General features: G+C 49.4%; 12 protein-coding genes. 1 reads left to right on the top strand and 11 read right to left on the bottom strand.

From position 1 onward, the window contains the following. Nucleotides 1-1020: 1020 nt before the first annotated feature. The 7 genes from NT002_10505 to NT002_10475 all read right to left on the bottom strand — a co-directional run bounded on the left by NT002_10505 (nucleotide 1021) and on the right by NT002_10475 (nucleotide 15023). Nucleotides 1021-4557 (bottom strand): M4 family metallopeptidase, encoded by a 3537-nt coding sequence (locus NT002_10505; GenBank protein ID MCX6829695.1) that lies wholly within the window; start codon nucleotides 4555-4557, stop codon nucleotides 1021-1023. Between the two features lie 607 nt (nucleotides 4558-5164). Further along, nucleotides 5165-7756: a T9SS type A sorting domain-containing protein gene (locus NT002_10500; GenBank protein ID MCX6829694.1), complete on the bottom strand. Its 2592-nt coding sequence runs from the start codon at nucleotides 7754-7756 to the stop codon at nucleotides 5165-5167. Between the two features lie 433 nt (nucleotides 7757-8189). Continuing rightward, a complete protein-coding gene (locus NT002_10495) occupies nucleotides 8190-10907 on the bottom strand; it encodes a hypothetical protein (protein MCX6829693.1) in 2718 nt (905 codons plus the stop codon). A gap of 472 nt (nucleotides 10908-11379) precedes the next feature. After that, the gene (locus tag NT002_10490) at nucleotides 11380-12525 is read right to left on the bottom strand and encodes a dockerin type I domain-containing protein (GenBank protein MCX6829692.1); all 1146 of its coding nucleotides are present in this window, start codon (nucleotides 12523-12525) and stop codon (nucleotides 11380-11382) included. A gap of 480 nt (nucleotides 12526-13005) precedes the next feature. Continuing rightward, on the bottom strand, nucleotides 13006-13302 hold the full coding sequence (locus tag NT002_10485; GenBank protein ID MCX6829691.1) for a hypothetical protein: 297 nt from the start codon (nucleotides 13300-13302) through the stop codon (nucleotides 13006-13008). A gap of 1 nt (nucleotide 13303) precedes the next feature. Then, entirely contained in the window at nucleotides 13304-14536 is a 1233-nt protein-coding gene (locus NT002_10480) for an NAD(P)/FAD-dependent oxidoreductase (GenBank protein ID MCX6829690.1), read from the bottom strand. Between the two features lie 241 nt (nucleotides 14537-14777). Next, on the bottom strand, nucleotides 14778-15023 hold the full coding sequence (locus NT002_10475; protein MCX6829689.1) for an RNA-binding protein: 246 nt from the start codon (nucleotides 15021-15023) through the stop codon (nucleotides 14778-14780). Nucleotides 15024-15474: 451 nt separating this feature from the next. On the opposite strand from NT002_10475, the gene NT002_10470 reads away from it, so the two are divergent. Continuing rightward, the gene (locus NT002_10470) at nucleotides 15475-16521 is read left to right on the top strand and encodes a fatty acid desaturase (GenBank protein MCX6829688.1); all 1047 of its coding nucleotides are present in this window, start codon (nucleotides 15475-15477) and stop codon (nucleotides 16519-16521) included. A gap of 77 nt (nucleotides 16522-16598) precedes the next feature. Here NT002_10470 and NT002_10465 read toward each other — a convergent pair whose 3' ends face one another. The 4 genes from NT002_10465 to NT002_10450 form a co-directional block, all read right to left on the bottom strand. Continuing rightward, nucleotides 16599-17474: a dockerin type I repeat-containing protein gene (locus NT002_10465; protein ID MCX6829687.1), complete on the bottom strand. Its 876-nt coding sequence runs from the start codon at nucleotides 17472-17474 to the stop codon at nucleotides 16599-16601. Nucleotides 17475-17485: 11 nt separating this feature from the next. After that, nucleotides 17486-17887, bottom strand: a complete 402-nt coding sequence (locus tag NT002_10460) for a hypothetical protein (GenBank protein ID MCX6829686.1) — start codon at nucleotides 17885-17887, stop codon at nucleotides 17486-17488. Between the two features lie 186 nt (nucleotides 17888-18073). Further along, nucleotides 18074-18328: a DUF4342 domain-containing protein gene (locus NT002_10455; protein ID MCX6829685.1), complete on the bottom strand. Its 255-nt coding sequence runs from the start codon at nucleotides 18326-18328 to the stop codon at nucleotides 18074-18076. Between the two features lie 65 nt (nucleotides 18329-18393). Continuing rightward, nucleotides 18394-19491, bottom strand: a complete 1098-nt coding sequence (locus NT002_10450) for a hypothetical protein (protein ID MCX6829684.1) — start codon at nucleotides 19489-19491, stop codon at nucleotides 18394-18396. Nucleotides 19492-19754: the final 263 nt, after the last annotated feature.

Genomic DNA, 19754 nt, shown 5'->3' with positions numbered 1-19754 from the left:
GTTGCTCTACCACCTGCCGTTTCAGCTCCACACTGAACTTCCGTTTCGGATTCATGGCACCATCCTTTCCTCGTATCAAAATACCAATCCGTGCCAAATCCTCCTAACCTTTTGTGTCCAGTCTCAGGGGTGCAGTCCACTATCGGCTAGATTATCGTATATTATGTCGCTTTATAAATATATCGATATTCCATATTTTTGTCAATGAGATAATTGATTTCGGAGGTTGGACATTTACGCGCCTTGCGAAGATTTCGCCATCGGCTCAGCATTTCTATAGAAAGGCGATAAAGTTCTGGGTGGACTGATCAGACTCCGACGCCAATAGACACCGTCGCGGGCGCTCTACAGTTATGACGGAACTGAGAAGGAACACCCGAAAACATTCATCGATCTGTTTTATGGCCGTGAGGATTTGATTCGAACTCGGGAATTTTCGGGCTAAGTGTTGCAGAACCAAGCAAATATGGTTACATTAGTCCAAGCTTAGCAAATGTTCTGGCTGACATTCTTCTAACGGAATTAACCAAAGCAATGGATATTAAGGAACAATACGGGACAATTGGAATCGGCGCGGGCTGATGCCGTTGTCGTCCTTCAGTGTTCCGTGATATTCGTTGTCTCGAAGGAGCTTATAGCCTGGAGGTCAAACAGTCCGTTTTAAAGTAGAATACTGACAGGCCTTTTCGCTTCACAGATACTCACTTGTTCAACCACACCTCAGCCAAAAATTCAGTCCTCTCCCCTGCTTGCAGAATCGATACAATCATCAGGGAATAAATCGCCTTTTTAAGCCGTGGGGAATTGCCCCTATGATTGACCCGCTATATATACCGCCCTTTCAATATGAGGTCGAGTAAACAGCAAATGTCTCGTGTCGGTTTTGTTCCAATTATGACCGCTGGCAATTTTCTTTTATTCACCCTGCAACAAGACACGGCCCTTGGTTGAAATCTCACGCCATAATAAAAAAGAGGACAACCTTTTCGGCTGTCCCCTTTGCCTCATCGAGAGCTGAACTTATGGGCAAATCGGCGCCGGACCACCTTTATAAAGATAATTTATTAAATAGGTAATGTCCTGGATGCCTCTTAGCCCATCCCCGTTTGCATCACCTGCCTCCAATGGATTGGGCGCTGCCCCTCCCTTATAGAGAAAATTGATCAGGAAAGTAATATCGCGGATATTAACCAACTTGTCACCGTCGGCATCGCCGCAGAGATAATCCGGCTTGACCACGAGGCTCAAGAGTACTTCGGCGTAACTACCCGCAATATCGCCGGCTCGGGGCGTGAAATTTATCGTTGTGACCGCGTTGGGCGTTCCGGATACCTGACCATTCGGAGCAAGCGTAAGCCCGGTCCCGGAAAGACTGTTCAATGGGTCGCTCCAGCTGATTGTACCGGTACCATTCGTCGCTATGAGCATCTGGGAATATGGTTTCCCCTGGGTTCCGTTAGGTAGCGTCGCGGTCGTAATCTGAACCGGTGCATTTATGGTTATATCGAAAGCCTTTTCCTGAGCATCTCCCGCCAGATCGGTCACCTTCGCCATAAAGTTAATCTGTCCGGCCGCCAATGGTGTCCCTGACACTACTCCCGCCAATGATAATGAAAGTCCCGTTCCAGTCAGGGAGGAATTCTTGTCGATCCAATTGATGGGCGTTGTTCCTCCGGATGCCGCCAGAGTCTGCGAATACGGTCTTCCCGCGGTCCACGGGGGAAGAGTAGCCGTTGTAATCGTAATATGCTGATTGATGGCGAAACTGAAAAGCTTTTCGCCGGTCATGCTATTTTCATCAGTGACAACAGCCGTAAATGAAATCGGCCCCGCCCCAACCGGGGTCCCCGAAAGCAATCCGGCCGACGACAATGACAACCCCGTTCCAACAAGGCTGCCCGTTTTATCCGACCAGGTCAATGTCCCGGTACCGCCGGCCGCCTGCAGTTGCCGCGAGTAAGGCAGACCGACCGTCCAGTTGGAAAGAGATTCGGTGGTTACATAAGGCGCGCTGGAATTGCAGCCATACACTTTGATTACTACAGCATCTACCGCCGCTTCGACCACGGAACCGGAGCCAAGGTCGGAGGCCTCAAAACGTAGTTTCATTTGATTGGTGAGCGTTATGAAATCGGACGCCCAAAATTCATGAACATACCAGCCGCCGGAGGCCTGCTCGACCGGGCCCACTTTTTCGGCCAGAGTCCAGCTGCCGCCGTTGTTATTGGAAATATAAACCTTGAAAGTGTCGGCGTTGGGGGCAGCGCCAAAATTATTGGAGTACCATCGGGCATAATGGATCAATCCGTCCCCTCCGGTCAGGTCGAAAGTGGGCGATACGAGATTCGTCGAGCCGCCGTCAACATCGGTATCGCCGGCGCCGTTGCCGGTCAGATAACACTGTCCCGTATGATCGTAGTCCGTCGGAGGATCACCCCGCTGGCCGCCTCCCGCCGGTGTGCCTCGCTGCCACTGGCCGGCCGTGGCGTTACCGTTGACCGTCCACCCTTTATCAGTCTCGAAATTATCGGAAATAATCGTTGTAACCGAGGCGGCAGCCACACAAATATTGGGATTTGATGTTTCGGGATCATAGAATGTCCCGCTTGAGGCTTCCTCAGCACTGACATAATACTCGATCTTGCTGCCACATGCAGAAGCCGGCAGGGTCGCCTCATAATGATTGCTGGAAATCTCCGTCATCGGAGCCGTACTGTAAGTGCCGCCATCTATCGAATAATGGAGTACTCCTGAACCGGCCACCGGAGAACCTCCCAGCGTTCCGCTCACAATCACCTCGAAAACTTGGGGTTGATCAGGCGGCATCATTGAGGGTTTCCCCAGCGGATAGCTGAATGCCAGCCCCGGCCCAGGTACCGCGACACCGACTGCACGCCAGGCGTTTGCCGTCTGCATCCCCCAGACGCCCGAAATATCAAGATCATTGGCCGCCGTAATAGTGCCCAGGGCGGCGTCGGCATACGCACTGCTGGAATTCCAATAGTAGCGATTGGCGCGATAAGCAACCTTAATGGCATTGGCGGCTCCGATACCGGTTACGGTCACATCGTGATGAGTGCCTCCATCCGACAGGAGGAAATACCATTTATTACCCACCCCGCTGTTGGTGTGGACGCCGCAATAATCATTCAAATACGAAGGAGTACAATTGACCACGTCGATCCAGTATGAATCCGAAGTCCCATAATAGTCGGGATCGCCGAACTGATGTGGGTCAGACATGGAACGGAAAGCCTGTCCGCTGGTGCGACCGTTCTCGCCCATCAGCCAATCGGGTGTATCAAGCGTGTCACGTGCCCACTCAAAAGCGGCCCCCATCATATCTGAAAATGACTCATTAAGCGCACCCGATTCCTTCTCATAGATAAGATTGGAGCAATTTTCCGTTACTGCATGTCCCCATTCATGCGCTATCACATCCGGGCAACCGGCCAGCGAACGCCATCCGGTCGAAAAACTCCAGACAACTATCCGGCTCCCGTCCCAGTAGGCATTATTATCTCCCTCACCGCTGTAATTCACTACCGTCAACATGGAGGCGCCACTGCCGTCATATCCATTGCGCCCCAGCGCTTGCAGCAGCCAGTCATAAACCTGACCCGTATACATATGCCCGCTCACCGCCGGCGCCTGCGATGCGTCAAACCAGTGATTGTCGGCATCCGTGGCCAGCGTCCCCGGAAGCGTCGCGCCGGCCACATTGGTACGAATATAATTACCCGATGGCATCTGTCCATCATGTCCGTGCGGATTGTTATTTATACGCCTTGTGTAATCGCTCATTTCATATGTCGAACCATTATTATGAGTGTCGATGTGGTGCAGGGTGTCGCCCATCACCCCGATTCCATCGCCGATGTCGTTGGCATCCATAATCCGATTGGCCCTAAAAATCACTGCGCCGGATACCGCCTCGATGAAATATTCCCAGCGACCAAGACGAGTATCGGAATAAAGAAAGAATCTCCAGCTCAAATACTGCTTCCCTTCCCACGGGAAAATGACCAACTCCGCTTCCCCCGGTCTCCCCTCTCCGAAAAATGTGGCCAGATCATTTCGGGCAATTGCTATCGCGTGATTGGCATCAAGCGAAGGTGTCACAGACAGATTTATATCCGCCTCATAATTGCCATTAACTGTTTTGAGAGCGCCGTCTGATGCAAAATGTGTGCGCATTTCGCCGCCGATTACTCTGATACCGTTATAATACTGCTCAAAAAGGAGATGCCGCATCCCCAGGTCATCTACCTCTGTTTTTTTCAATTTTAATTCATCGACCGGGTCGGACATCCTGAAAGCGCCTCTATTTTCCTCAAAGAATGAGATCGAGGCAGCTGCTTCACCACCCCTTGCCACCGGACGGACAAGATTTCCTTCGACATATTCCAGAATATTATTTGCATTTACTTGATACGTTTTTACATCGGGATTACCTCGAAGATGATTGGGACCGATTGCCCCCTCATCTGAATTAGCGGCAAAAGACAATCCGACAAGAATCATCAGGGTTGCCAAAATCAAATGGATGCGATTCATGATTCCTCCAGCAGTTAACGGCTTTTATTTATTTTCGACATTATATACGGCGATGTAAAGGCATTCGGAGTGTAATAAACACATATATGTCATCAATCTAATAAAAAGTAATGATTTGTCAACAAATGATTGCTTTGATGATGTCAATCCGAATTGGCGTGATTGGAAACGTGAGTCGATTGAATTCGCGGTAAGTCCGAATTATGGATTCTGCTCGACTTGTCCTCTTGCCGGGTCGGTGACAATGACCCTTATATCGATTGGATATCTCATCCGCGATTCCCCGAAGTTATCAGTCACAAATATTGAAATCGGGCACCAATTCCATTTGTCATTTTGGCCGTTCTCAATTCGCATTTTGGCACCCTATTTCACTGCTCACCAATATGTTAACATGTTTACATGATATATTACATTAAATTGAAAGGCGGGCGACTTTCCGGCTGACTGCGTCGTCCGCAAGAACACGCCCGCATTTACTTCTTTTCAGCTTGTCAACAGCCCGCGATCAACTGCCGACCCCTCTCTGATTGGATATTTTATCGAATAATTAACGGGAAAAATCGAAGGGGAGGTTTAAGACCTCCCCTTGGGGATTAGTGTATGGTTACTTCATCAGCATCATCTTCCTGGTAGCGGAGAACTTTCCAGCTTCTGCTTTATAGAAGTAGATGCCGGAAGCTACATTCGAGGCATCCCAGGTCATGACCTGCTTGCCAACGCCATAGCCATTGAATCCAGCAACCTTCTGACCGGCGACGTTATAGATCGACACCGTCCAATCGGAAGCGACGGGCAATGTCAGTTCTATATTCGTCACAGGATTGAACGGGTTAGGATAGTTGGAAATGCTGAACGCAGTCGGAATACTGACTTTGTAGCTGCTGCCATAATAGTCGACAGCGTCAACCGACTTCACAGTGCCGTTGGTGTTCAGAATATCACCTTTGCAGGTGGCACCCTTATCCATGCTGTAAACCAGAGCAACCGCGTTGCCGTTGAGGGTGCCGGTCATCAGAGTCATGTTGGAGGAGGCACCAGTGCCGAGTGAAACATCAGCCGCGCCGTTGAATACGAAATAGGCCGCGCCGAGTTCGGCATCGACGGTCACAACATTACCATCGAGACCGAAGTTAGCCGTGTTGGTATACGGAGACAGCTTCGCATATGGCACGGCGTCGCCGACAATCACACGAATCAGATAAACGAGATCGGCAACCGTCAACGCCATACCATCGGCGTTAACATCGGTAGCCGCAATCTGACCTTCAACGTTGACCGTGAAGGCACCCAGACCCTTAATGAAATAGTTGGTGAACACAACCGCGTCACCAATTTCATTGGCCAGGCCGTTCAGGTTGACGTCACCGCGAGCGTCGATACTGTCGGCGCAAACGATGTCGATACCACCATTCCAGAAATCGATAGCGCGCTTCGTTCCGGGCTTGCCGTCGCCGGGATTGGTTACGCAAATGGCCGGAGCGCCAAGATAGGTCGGCATTTCGGCGTCTGCCGCAATCGAAGCACCGCCCCAGAACTCAAAGACATCATTTGAAATAGCGGTCACTATCGTATTGGGATTCAGATCCGTTGACGGATGATAGGCGATAGTATTGTCGCCGCAATCCATCCAGTAGAATCGAATCGGCACATACTGGCATTCCAGATTCCGGTCGTTGGAAACAAGGAAATCCAATGTGAACAGGTTCATGTCATCAGGAACACTTAAATTTAGTGGATGATGCAAGCCATTGTTTTGCTCAGCCAGCGCCACCACACGCAGCAGACCGGACGGGCAAGCGTTACCGCAGTTGCCGTTCGGGCCGAAACGATAGATGAAATATTCCCACTGGTAGATGCCGGCCATGTCGAAGAGCGGGCCGCCATCGGCCCCCATGAATGTGAGAGCGGAGGCGTCATAAGCAATCAGGAAGTCAAAACCATATATTGGATCTGACCCCCATGTCTTTTTCACTTCGACCGATGAATGATGACCCTGCAACGCATTTTCTACCTTCTGGATCTTGATCTCATATTCCTTGTCAGGCGTCGCGATGAAGACTACCTCACACTGATCATAGCCGCCGGCACAATCAGTCACTCTGACCGTGAAAACAAAGGTGGTGCCAAATTCGCTCAGAGCCGGTGTAAATGTGAGAACGCCGTTACTCGAGATGCCGTAATTGCCGATCGCACTCGGAGTAACATAAACTGACCAGGCCTTGGTATCGCCTATATTGGCATCCGTGGCCGTGAAATGGGCGGTGCCCCCTTGACCACCGGCTATAAATGTTTTGCCGCAATCGCCGGCAATCACCGGATCGGTGTTGAGAACTACAATCCCCATTATGCAATGTTGTGTGGGTAAACCGGGCTTTTGACAAAAATATTGATTAGTGGCAACAACGTCTATGTAACGCGTTTGACCGACATCAGCGCAGGTCGGCTGCCAACTGAAAGCGCCCGCAGCCGTCACTGTCCCAACACCGCCCGCTTTGGAATAGATAATCGGGTCCTGTTCAATATCAATAGCCACGAAGTTGGCTGTCACCGGAACATCCCATTGGGTCGTCTTCTGCAGCGGGCAAAAGGAACCCGGAAGAGTGAAATTAGGGCACCAGACGCAACCTTTGCAAGCGTCTTCCACAGTGAAGCATTGCGTCGGAAAAATTGGCTGCGGATCATCGAAAATCCAGTCATAGGTAGTATTAATGGGTGAGCCCTGGCCGATGCAAATCTGACCATTAGTGACGGGACCGACAAGAGTGACACTATTGGCCTGGAACTTGAGAATCAGTTTCTCCACACCGTCACCGGGATATCCGACGGAGTTAGCGATGCCGGTGAAATTGAATAGGTCGGGAAGACTCCCATCCCAGCTCTCGGCGTAGGTTCTTCTAAAAACGTCCCAGTAAGCCTTGAAGCCAGCCTGGGCAAACTGTGAAGTATCACCCCAGGAAACGATCACATCAGTACCGGTGATCGAGAACGGGCTGGACCAGGTTATCCGGTTCGGCGAATCCGTGCTTTTGGCATAAACGTCAATGCTAAACGGCATGCCCGGATTGACCCTGATTTCTGATCCACTAAAATAGGCACCTGGCCCGGATGCTCCTGAACGGAACGTCAACGCCGCCTGGCTCTGACTGAATGCAAAAATAATAGCCAAAAACCCTAGAATAAACAATTTATGTCTCATAACCCTCTCCTGTCTAGCTTTACAAATAATTCCAGTTGGCATTTCTAAATCAATCTGCAACATTCCGTTGCGGCCATTACCTTCGTCAATCCTGGAGGATTGAAAAAAGTCGAAGTAAATTTAGGTACGAAAACAATATATCCAATATCATCTACTATGTCAAGAGATTTATTCCCCTTCCTGCTTGGCCCCCGCCCGGCAATACTCCAATTCAGATAAAGACGATGGATTGTGTCTTATTTCGGGTCTGCCCGCGCCCCTGCATTATTTGAGCGACTACTGCCCTTTATCTATGTCGTTATTCCGAAGAATACATTCTGTCCTCAAGTCACCTCCCCCTTAAAGGCATAATCTGATCACATCCTCCAGATAAAATCAAAGAAGCCCCGCCTTGAGCGGGGCTTCCAATAAGATCAGATCATCTCTTCCGACATCAATTCCTTAGCGGCAATCCGCAATTAATCAACCACTGATTACATGTCACGGGTAGCGGGCCACCCTTATACAGGAAATTGATTAAGTACGTAATATCCTGAATATTGACGATACAGCTGCCGTTCGGATCCCCCGAGCAGAGCTTGTACGGCGTCGGATTTGGACCACCCTTATACAGATAGTTGATCAGATGAGTAATATCCTGAATATTGATTATACCGCTGCCGTTGGCATCACCCGGTTTGCAGTCACACACAACCGGACAAATCACAATCGCCCATTCAATCATAGTCACAATAGGACCGCCCATATAGGGACAGCCAGGCGATGCCGGGTCGGTATAGTTCATATCCCGGAAATTCGAAATGTCCGTCCAGTAGTCGGGATAATCATTCAACTCGACCGTCGGAGGAAAAGGAGGAGGCGGCATGATAGGAATGGGGTTCATCAGCAGGTTATAGGAATCATGCTGTATCTGGCCGTGCGGCCCGGAAATGAACTGTGCGTCATTGTGCACTGAAGCCGGATGCGCTCCACCCGCCGGCGGCTCACCCTCGTTGTTATCGATATATGGGTCGGAGATACAAACTCTTACGGCAGTAGTGCAGACACCGGCGATTGTGACATAATGCCCGCCGAGACGGCAATATGCTCCACCCTGATTTTCGTAGAACCCCAGCAGAAGAATTACATCCTGCGATTTCAGGACCTCCGTTTTTATTAGATTGAAATCCGGGGCCGGTACCAAGTTGATGGTATAGGCTGCTCCCAGCCCGACTTTATTGAGCCAATTCTGAGCACCCGCCACCAGATTATGGATAAATGTCCCATTTGTTCCCGGATTGCAGTTGGCGTATACTGCTACGGAATCGACAAAGGGCATAACATTATTTGGGGAGTGGTCGTCGGTCATGAGCATTGTAAAATCACGGACAAGAGGATAATGATCGCTCAGCCCCGGTGGCGGAACCGGCATCGTCTCAAACTTCGAATCAAACCACCAGAAACAATTAGCCAACGCCACCGGCCCGCAGTATGACCATCCACCCGCAGGCATCCCATTCCAGCCGTTCTGCTTCTGGTCGAAATCCGGCATCCCGAACGGGGCATAATCGGGGTAAGAGGCTTTATAGTATTCGCAGGTATCGGCGACCGGCTGAGTTGTCACAATCACATTAAGGCAGAACTCCGAGGCATTTCCATCCTTATCAATGGTGACGGCGGTCACATAATCCCCAACCGCCAGTGTCCCCGTGGTGATTGTCCATATCCCTGATGTATTTGGATTTATGGAGCTAATAAATGTCTCCCCTTCGCCGTAACCGGTCGGGTCGGTTTTCGCTTTGAAAAGTTCCACCGCTGCCTGATCCGGAGGGGAATCAATATTAATGGTGCCTGTAACTGTTGTAGTACCTGCCGCATAAATGGCACTGGTTATAACCGGGAAATTCAATTCCTGATTCGGACCGGTGTCCGGGTCGCCGAGATCATTGGAAGTCACACCATTGTTCCAGAGGTCAATGCCCAGCTCATTATTATCAAGGATCGAATTCTGGCTGATGACATTTTTGTCGGCATTAATTGTATTGATGCCATCCTCCCAGACTGCAACGCCGTCACGCTTATTAAAAACAATTCTGTTGCCGGGGCCAACCCGATTCCTGTCTGCGCACCCCCATTGCGTCGGACCATATTCACCGATAGCCACGCCATGATAATTATTGGGAATTGGAATATGGCCGGTCACATCGGCCCCTATGATATTATATTCAATAATATTCAGATAAGTCTGAATCGGCGGGGCCGGATAATACGGCAGGTTGTTATACCCCTGGATTCCAACACCGTCATAGTCATTACCCGAAATAAGATTCCTCCTGACAATATTGTCGTGCGTCCCTTCAGCCAGACAAACCCCTTCGTGGTCGTTGCCAAGATCGATTGTGCCGTTAATATCTGTGCCGATGAAATTACTCAGGATGTTGTTACCGTAGACGTCGCCTGGGAGCCTCGGGCCCATTACGGTCACCCCTTCGGCATAATTGCCGGAGATTAAGTTCTGAGTCACAGTATTGTTGAAAGCAAAACCGCCGGGCTGGTTGTCGATATAAACGCCGGCCCAGAGATTTATTGGATTGGTGCCGTTTCCTCTGTCCATAGTGCCGGTTACATCGGTCCCGATAAAATTGCAGTAAACAGTGTTAACCGCTGCTTCGGGGCTTCCGTTAATATAAATCCCATTCCCCTGGAATTTACCGATGACCAGACCCCGGATAGTATTCCCGTTGGATTGAATCCAGATACCATGAGAATTGCCCGCCAGCGAACCGTCAATTATGATCTTCAGACTGGCGGTCTGCGGCGGGTTGGCTCCCGCCCCGGCTCCCGGTTGCGAAAGACCGTCAATTGTCACTCCGGCCATGTCGGTCAGAATAGGCAATTGCGAAAGCGGCATGATAGTATGCGGACCCGGTCCCAGGATGCTAAAAGTAATCAAGTCCGTTCCCCCTGTGACATTGGCCTGCTGCATCGCCAGCCGAAGACTCCCCACACCTGCGTCATTAGTATTCGAGACAATAAAGTTTGCCATTGTGCCACTCGTCTGAGCGGACATAGGGTCGATGGCATCTTTCACATCATTCGCGGCCGTGGCCATATAGGCCGCCGAAAATGCCAGCACGACCACAAGAGTCAAATGGAATCGTAGCTTTGCCATAGCCTTACCTTCTTTCATTCTTTGGGTTTTCCACCCGATTTATAGGAATCCTAAAATAGATTTAGTAGTCAATCCTCCTCTGAAGACCGGCAAAATATAGCTTTCACCAGACTTTCGTCACTTCTGCCGACTCGTCAGCGGTCAGAGTCCATCAGGAGTTAAGTGAACCTAACTACCTGATTATCAAAACTTTATGTATAAGACTCGTGATGTGTTATTAATTGATGTCAATCCCAGCTGCAATATCACTACTTACTTTATAAATTACACAGTAAATATCGATTTGTCAACTACAATCTTGCCCTGATCTCTGTGATTCGCCGAATCACTGATTGTCCGGAGCCTGGGAATATTAGCCACTTTTAAAGTCACCCGGCCTACAGCAAACCCCCTTTGAAAATATATGAACACTTCTGCAAGCGTTAAGAGGACAGCCCTGCCGGCTGTCCCCTATTTTTAAAAAACCGCTTTTCTACGGGCAATTCGGCGGCGCCCCTTGCTTATAAACATAATTGATCAGGTATGTTATGTCGAGGATATTGAAAACGCCGGAATTATTGACATCGACTACTTCCGGCGGATTCGGCTGCGGCCCGCCTTTATAAATGGCGTTTATCATAAAAACGATATCCCTTATGTTGACCGCCCCATCACCGGTAGGATCGCCGCATAGATATGGCTGTGGTTCCAGACCGCCGATCAATGTGGAACAACTATTATTAGTGGGGGCACATGGTGAAGCGGGATAGATAAAGTAATTGCTTAAAGCGCGATCATTGAATTGAGGATCTCCCGAGAAATTGCCGTCGATTCCATATTGCCCGGCTATAACGCCAACCCAGTCGCCTCCATCGTTGCCGAAAATATCACTGCATTTTAGCCTGGCCAGGCTCTCATCATCTATCACTCTTATCGCCCCGCCCCGGCTGCTGAATGCAATTATGCAATAATCAATATCAACCAGCGAAGTGTCCGAGCAGGAAATCCCTCCGCCTTTCGGTTCAAAGACATTTATGGCGGAATTGTCGCTAAAAGTGCAATTGATGAAATGTGGCCCCGAACCCCGGCAACCGGCTCCCCCGCCATACGAGTCCGCCACATTATGGTCAAACACAGAGCTAAGAATATGTGGTGCAGAGCCTGCGCGACAGTATATCCCGCCCCCAAAAAAAGCGGAATTCTGCCTGACATAGCAATTCTTGATGGTCGGCGATGAAGCGTTACACCAGATGCCGCCTCCCTCGGGATAGGTCAGATCGAGGCCAGCCATGCCCCCCGTAATCGTGAATCCGTCAACCACTGTCAGCGGCCCCTCCCCGTTGGCGAATACAAATCCCCGATGCGACTGGGAGTAACTCCCGCCACAACTGATTATCGTAGAAGCCGCCCCATATTGTGATTTAAGGATCACACTTTTCCCATTGAAATTCAAATCCTGATTGCCCGGTCCGGAAAAAACCCCGAATGAGACCAAAACTGTGTCGCCGGGAATTGCTGCATCAAGAGCCGGTTGAATACTGGAATAATCATCCGGCACATGGATCGGCGCTGAAAAAATCAGCAAAGGATACAATAAGACCGCCCCTAAAACCAATACTACCTTGGCCATCCTGCTCATTTCATCCTCCTGGAGCTTAATGATAAGCTTGTTGAAGAACCTTCTTCCAACCTATAAATTATGCTCAAAAGAGATTCTGTCAACACTTTTATAGTCAGGCAAATGATGCTGATGAAATCAGTCACGGGAATTGCGTCCTGTTCGCGGTTCCTGACGGCGTCAAAACCCATCCCCTATCTGCGGTGAAATGCCCGGTCCCGGCACGAATGGTCCCGGCGCTTTGCAGAGATATGTCCTTGATATTGACCGTACCATCAGCATTGACATCAGTTGTCCGTAAGGGATTAGGAGCCGGCCCATTTTTATAAAGATTATTTATCATGAAAGTAATATCTTAAATATTTACACGACTGTCGCCGGTTACATTAGTGCAAATAATTTCCAAAATGGTCAGGAATCTATTGGCCGCCAGATTTGTCAGAACCTCTCTTTGACCGCTGGGCCAATCAATCTTGACCGAGTCTATGATAGATGCATCCCCTAGCCCAAAATGGGCATAAAGGCTGTTCTGGCTGCAATATCCGGTTTGCGAAGAAATTTCCCGGAGCTGCCCCAGACCGGTCTTCCCCTGATAGCCGCCTTAACCCGCACTTTTGTTCCAATAGCCGAACGGTTCGATTCTGACCCCGCACATCTGATTTCCAGGCAATGGTTGCCATTTCCATTATTATAATATAGAGGGCTCTTATCATTATTAATTCCGAACCTGGCCTCGAATAGGTCAAGATTCCCATCATTGTCATAATCGCCCCAACTGCCGCCGATCCCTGGTATCAATTCAGGCCACCATGCTCTTTCCGGCTACCCAGCCGGTTGTCCAGGCGTTCTGAAAATTGAATCCCCCAGTGATTCCATCAATATCCAGTATTTCCCCTGCAAAAAAGAGCCCCGGACAGAGCTTACTCTGCATCGTCTTGAAATCGACCTCCCTTAGATTGACACCACCGCAAGTGACAAACTCCTCTTTGAAAATCCCTTTTCCGACAATCGCAAATCGTCCCCGAGTGAGTTCGGACGCAATCGATTTCATCGCCTCCTTAGTAACACTCGACCATCTGGTTTCCTCGGTAGTGCCAATATATTGCACAATCCGATGCCAGTATCTGTTTGGAACCGGAAAAACGGCCGTATTCTTGATATGCTTCCTGCCATTTTGCTCCTTATGCGCCAGAAGAGTGCGATATAATTCCTGCTCACTATGTTGAGGCAGAAAATCGACCGTCAACTCTGCCTGATAATCATTGTCTGCAAGAATTCTTGCTCCCCATGCCGATAGCTTCAGCACCGCTGGCCCGCTCAGCCCCCAATGGGTGATAAGCAGAGCGCCGGTCTGTTCTATTTTCCTCTTATCCTTCCCTTTCAAAGAAATTCTCACATTATTGAAACTTGTTCCGGCCAAGCCACGAAGTCGTGCATCGGTCACTTTGAAGGTAAAGAGTGAGGAAACGCAAGGTACAATACTGTGTCCGAGAGCTTCCGCAAAAAGATGTCCATGAGGATTGCCGCCGGTGGCCAACAACACCCGATCATATCGCTCCCTTATTCCGCAACCAAACTCAATTTCAAATTGCCGGGAATCCCCATTATGAAAAAAGGTTCCGGCGCTCTTCACTTTGGCATCCAGTCGAACCTGTACCCCCGATTGGGCCGAAGCGTTCAGCAGGCAATCAACAATGGTTGAAGATTGATCGGTCACCGGAAACATCCGGCCGTCAGCTTCAACCTTAAGCTGAACCCCATGCCCGGCAAACCACGCGACCGTATCTCGCGGCTGGAATCGGTGGAACGGTCCCAAAAGTTCCCTGTTTCCGCGCGGATAATTTTCCACCAACTCGGCCGGGTCAAAGCAGTGATGTGTTACATTGCAGCGCCCGCCGCCGGAAACGCGCACTTTAGCCAGCGGCTGTTTTGTCGATTCGAGTATTACAATTTCGGCCGACGAATCATGGGTGGCGGCCGCTATTGCGCCGAAGAATCCGGCGGCACCACCCCCTATAATGGCAATCCGCATAAGATCCGCTAATTCAAATTAAAAGTTTCGTCAGGATTAATATAAATTTCTCCCGCTTAAATGCCAAAGGCAAAATGACAATTATGTGGAAGGATTCTCTTGCCCTGCACGCCGGTCGCCTAACATTTCTGACTAAAAAAAAGAAGGGGACCGGCTGTGACCAATCCCCGTATCGTATGCCGCCCCTTGGATTAATAAGAGGTCAGCTATTGATTTCTGCTAAAAACAGCAGATTCCCGCCTCAGGCGCGCGCGCGGGCCTCATTGACATTCAGCGTCCGGCCGTTAAATTCTTTGCCGTTCAAACCGGAAATGGCCGCCGTGCCTTCTTCATCCGAGGACATCTTGACAAAGCCGAATCCTCTCGGCTCGCCGCTGATTCTGTCCTTTATAAAGATTACGGTCGCGACCTGACCATAGCGTTCGAAAGCCAGGCGTACGTCGTCCTCGATTGTCTCGCGGGACATGTTACCTACATAAATATTCATACTATTCTCCAATTTTGTTTATCTTTTGATGATCCTTTTCTCAAGGTAGTCTTCCGCATAAGATAAACGGTTCCTTGCGCCCAATTGCGCCTGGTCTCCAGATAAGAATTTTTGACAAGAGATTGATTTAACGAAACAAACCTTGAGAAAAATTAATGAAGGAGATCATATAATCTACTGTAATATATCGGCATAAATGCAATTGTCAACAGATATATAAATAATTTGCATTATAAATCCTAATCCAATTTATCGTGCTTGATGCGTGTGGCAGGAAGTGAGCGACCTCCCCTGTTTCTTTATGATAGAACCACTCACGATTGCTTGATTAAAGCCTGTTCAGAGATAAGTCAATGGAGCCTGTCCCACCCGGGTGGACACGGAAATCGGAAACCTTTTATTCTGCCTGCTGTTTTATAACAATATAGATACTATTCCATTAGGAGCAGAAATGAGGCACTCACCTGATTCTGAGTGCTGGAATAAAGAAACTGTTATCGCCCTGCGACGCGAGATGTCTCCATACCTGCAGCCAAGTCTCTGGCGAAGTGTCCGGCAACTCATAAATACATTGATTCCATATATATTATTGTGGATTCTGGCCTACCGCCTATTGCAATATTCGTATTGGCTGGCCCTGCCGTTTATTATTCTGGCTGGCGGCTTCGTGATTCGCCTGTTTATCCTCTTCCATGATTGCGGGCACGGTTCATTTTTCCGGTCAAAGAAGGCCAATGACCTCTGCGGGATAATCCTGGGGATTCCGACATTCACGCCCTATTACTATTGGCGAAATAGTCATGCCCGACATCATGCAACCTCCGGTAATCTGGATAAGCGCGGGGAAGGAGATGTCTGGATGATGACCGTTGCCGAGTATGCCCCGACTTCGTTCTGGAAACGTCTTCTTTACCGCTTTTATCGAAATCCATTCGTGATGTTCCTTCTTGGCCCGCTATTGATCCTTCTCATAACACATCGCATACCGCTTCGAAAGGCAACAGCGCGGGAGCGCCTTAGTGTCTATGGCACAGATTTGGGGATCATCCTGATTTCCCTGGCCATCATTGAGCTGACCGGCCTGAAAGCTTTTCTGCTGATTCAGTTACCGTCACTCTATATTGGACTTGCCGCCGGCATCTGGCTCTTTTATGTTCAACATCAATATGAAGGTGTCTATTGGGCCAGAGAAAAAGAGTGGAGTTTTACTCTGGCTTCTCTGCAGGGAGCTTCTTTTTACAAATTGCCCGCCGTTCTGAAGTGGTTCTCGGGCAATATTGGATTCCACCATGTCCATCACCTGAATCCTCGCATTCCCAACTATTTCTTGCCTGATTGCTACAGCCGTATCGATCCCCTCAAAACGGTTAAACCTATCGGGTTAATTGCCGGCCTTAAAGCGTTGAGATATCGCCTTTGGGACGAAGACGCTGGTAAACTGGTTGGTTTCCGAAACATTCGAAACCGGCCTGTTGAACATGAAAGAGAGCAATCTTGATTAAATGGCGGTCATATCACCGCGCCGCCATCCGCACTTGATGGCCCGCCGGCCGCACCCCCTGTGAGGATGTTATCCTAAGGACATAGGGGCTTCGGGCCGCTCTTATACAGGTAATTGATCAGATACGTGATGTCCTGAATATTGATGATACCGTTTCCGTTTGCGTCCCCTGCCTGCAAAGGATTGGGCGCTATGCCACCCTTGTAGAGAAAGTTAATCACGAACGTAATATCACGGATATTGATCAGGCCATCACTATTTGCATCACCGCAAACATAACCACAGATATCTGATGTTGTATCGGTGATATTCACATCACAGCCGCTGAACCCGCTGTCCTGAGAATAATCCGGGTCGAATTGCACCGATAATTCATCCGTCGGAAGCATTAATAAAGAACCGGCCACTACCGACCTGATTCCGGCACTATGGCTGTCCAGCGTCAGAGGCGGCGTTGTATGACCCGATTGCGTGGCAAAAATATAGAACAACGCCAGATCACTTGTGCCGTTGGCAATCACAAAGTGCACCCTTGCTTTGGCATCCGTTAGTGGTGCATCGTGCGGGCCGAAAGTATCAAAATGCGTCGGCGATACCCGCCGCGAATCCATTAACGAGAACATGGGAAATATTGAACCGCTCGTCGTTGATCCCTTCGCCGTCCCTGATAAATAGCGAAATCCCACAATAACAGTGTCCGTTAAAGCACCCATGGCAATATATGTATACTGAGGAATCGGCTCCAAATCCGTAATTGGCCCGCTGGTAAACGGCAAAATAGCATCGACGATCACTCCCGCGGCATAGGTGTATGCAAGCACCACTATATATCCCATGTCGGAACCGATAAACAAGCGCGCCTTGCCGTCCGTGAATTGCGAACCCGGAAGCTCGGCCGCACACACGGCATTGCCGTAAACACCCGGATCGACTACCGGTGAATATGTCACCGGAATTCCCATCACCGGCGTCCCGTCGGGCTGATGAGTGAGCGGGAAAGTGTACAGCTTATAATTGCAAAAAACGATCCAGGGGACCGGCTCAGGCCATTCAGAGTCATGATTCGCACGAAATATCTATTGTAAAGCATGTCTCGACCAACGATCCAAGGACTCGGTTCGATACCCGGCATCAGCCCTGCCGATAACCTGTCGGTCACAAATGGCGATATCGTCACATTGGCCAGATCTATTGCCGTAAAAACGGTATCAGACAATATCCCGGAATTCTTACCCGCACTAACGTTGACCTGCGGCGGTGCTACCGGCAGGACGGCTTCTGCATCACTCGCGGTGGATAGATCGTTACCTGAAAAAACGAATAAAATACCGAGTGCAATTACAGTTATGGCAAGGCGACGCATGACATTCCTCCTCACGCGGATTTTCTATTATGGCTTTTCAAGATATCGTAATAATATCGCTGAATGCCGGTCAATTGTCAATAATTGCTCTGTTGCCTGTGAGAACGGCCCGCACCGCTATTGACCATTTCTATACCGATACACATCCTGGGGCCAAAACAGGCCGGTATCCCCCGGAAACCAGCACTATTTCTTTTCCTTCACAACCACAATCGTGCAGTGGGTCACCAGCGCCGCTATTGCGCCGACCGCCGCCACGACAGGAAGAAGAATCGCCCCGACCGATGCCACGCTCACCGGTATCTCCAGCAATGACTCCCCCTTCTCATTCTTGATAATCAGCCGCCGAATGTTGGCCTCATGGAGCAGCTTCTTGACCGTCTCCACCAGCTGTCCCCCTGTGACCTTTATTTCTTCCGTAAAAGTCTTTCCTTCGTCCATCGCTACTCCCTCTAAAACTGCAAGGGCCAGGCACAATGCCCGGCCCTAATCGTATAAAATATTTCTTATCGCTCCGACCACGGGCCGCATAACGGCGGCGGGCCGCCCTTGTAAAGGTAATTAATCAAATAGGTAACATCCTGGATACTTTTCATTCCGTTACCGTTGGCGTCACATGCCGAACTCATTCCCAATGGGCATTTGCTCGGATAATAGTAGAGACAATTGATCATTCTGGTGATATCCGATATATTGACTATCCCGCTGATGTCGCAATCCCCGCACACTCCCTGAACCATGACCAGTGTGCTGCAGTACTCCCGCCCGTCGCCGCACCCATGGCAATAATATGAGGGGTCTTTCGCGCGTACTACCAGTGATAAAGCCTTCCAGGCATCAGAAAACGGAGGGGTATAACTCCAGATGCCAGTAATTGAATCAATTGTTCCCGGACCTGATACGACATCATACTTTATCGGGTCGTCGGGAAAGAATGGAGTCGCGTGAAACTGGAAACTTGCCGGCTGCAATATGCGCGCAGGAATAATGGGATCGCAGTTATCCATTTGCGGCGCATATCCGCAAGGTGGAACTTCAATCTGCCAACAGGTTTTCGGGAAAGTCGGCTGTGGGTCATCGAAAATCCAATCATAGACATCATTGATGGCATCCCCCTGTTCGACACAGAACTGCCCGGAATTATTACCGGGACAACCTAGCCTTAGTGCTATCTTTAATACCAATATCTCGCCGAGATTTCCCGGATAACCGGCCGCACCGGAAGCAATGCCTGTAAAATTAAAAAGGTCAGGAAGATTGCCGTCCCAGCTTTCGGCATAGGTGCGACAATAGACATCCCAAAAGGATTTGAATTGCGCCTGGGCAAAAAGAGATGAATCACCCCAGATCACCTTATGAGTGGAACCGGTCAATGTGAATGTGAAAGAACTCGACCAGGTTATGCGTGGGGATGTGCCGCCGATATTATTGGCATAAATGTCAACATAGAAGTCGGCATTGGGTGTAATCCTTTTGGGAGGACCCGTCCATGTCCCCTGTCCCGAAACATCAGCCCGGAATGTTAAGGTCCCCATCTGGGCAATAGCCTCTCCGGCCACCAGAATGGCCAGAACCAATACTGAAATTGAAAGCAACGTTCTCATACTATCCCTCCATTTGGAACGTTTTCGGCAACCCACAACCCGAGTTGCCTTTATCTGTGGAACAGAATAAATATACCATTTTTCAACATCTTGTCAAGGATAAAATTATCCAGTATCCCGGAGCGGTAATATCTTTATAAGTGTGTAAAAACGACAAGAGGTGTATCCTTAAGATTTACAAGCTGATTCAAAAGGAGACACCTAATGTCGTATAACGAGTTAGATTTTAGCAGGAGAAACATAGTCTTTGCGCTTTCGGAAGT

It is taken from the genome of Candidatus Zixiibacteriota bacterium (genome assembly GCA_026397505.1).
Classification (GTDB): Bacteria; Zixibacteria; MSB-5A5; order GN15; family PGXB01; genus JAPLUR01.
Note: the sequence above shows the minus strand (reverse complement) of the source record. Positions and strands in the feature narration are given on the sequence as shown.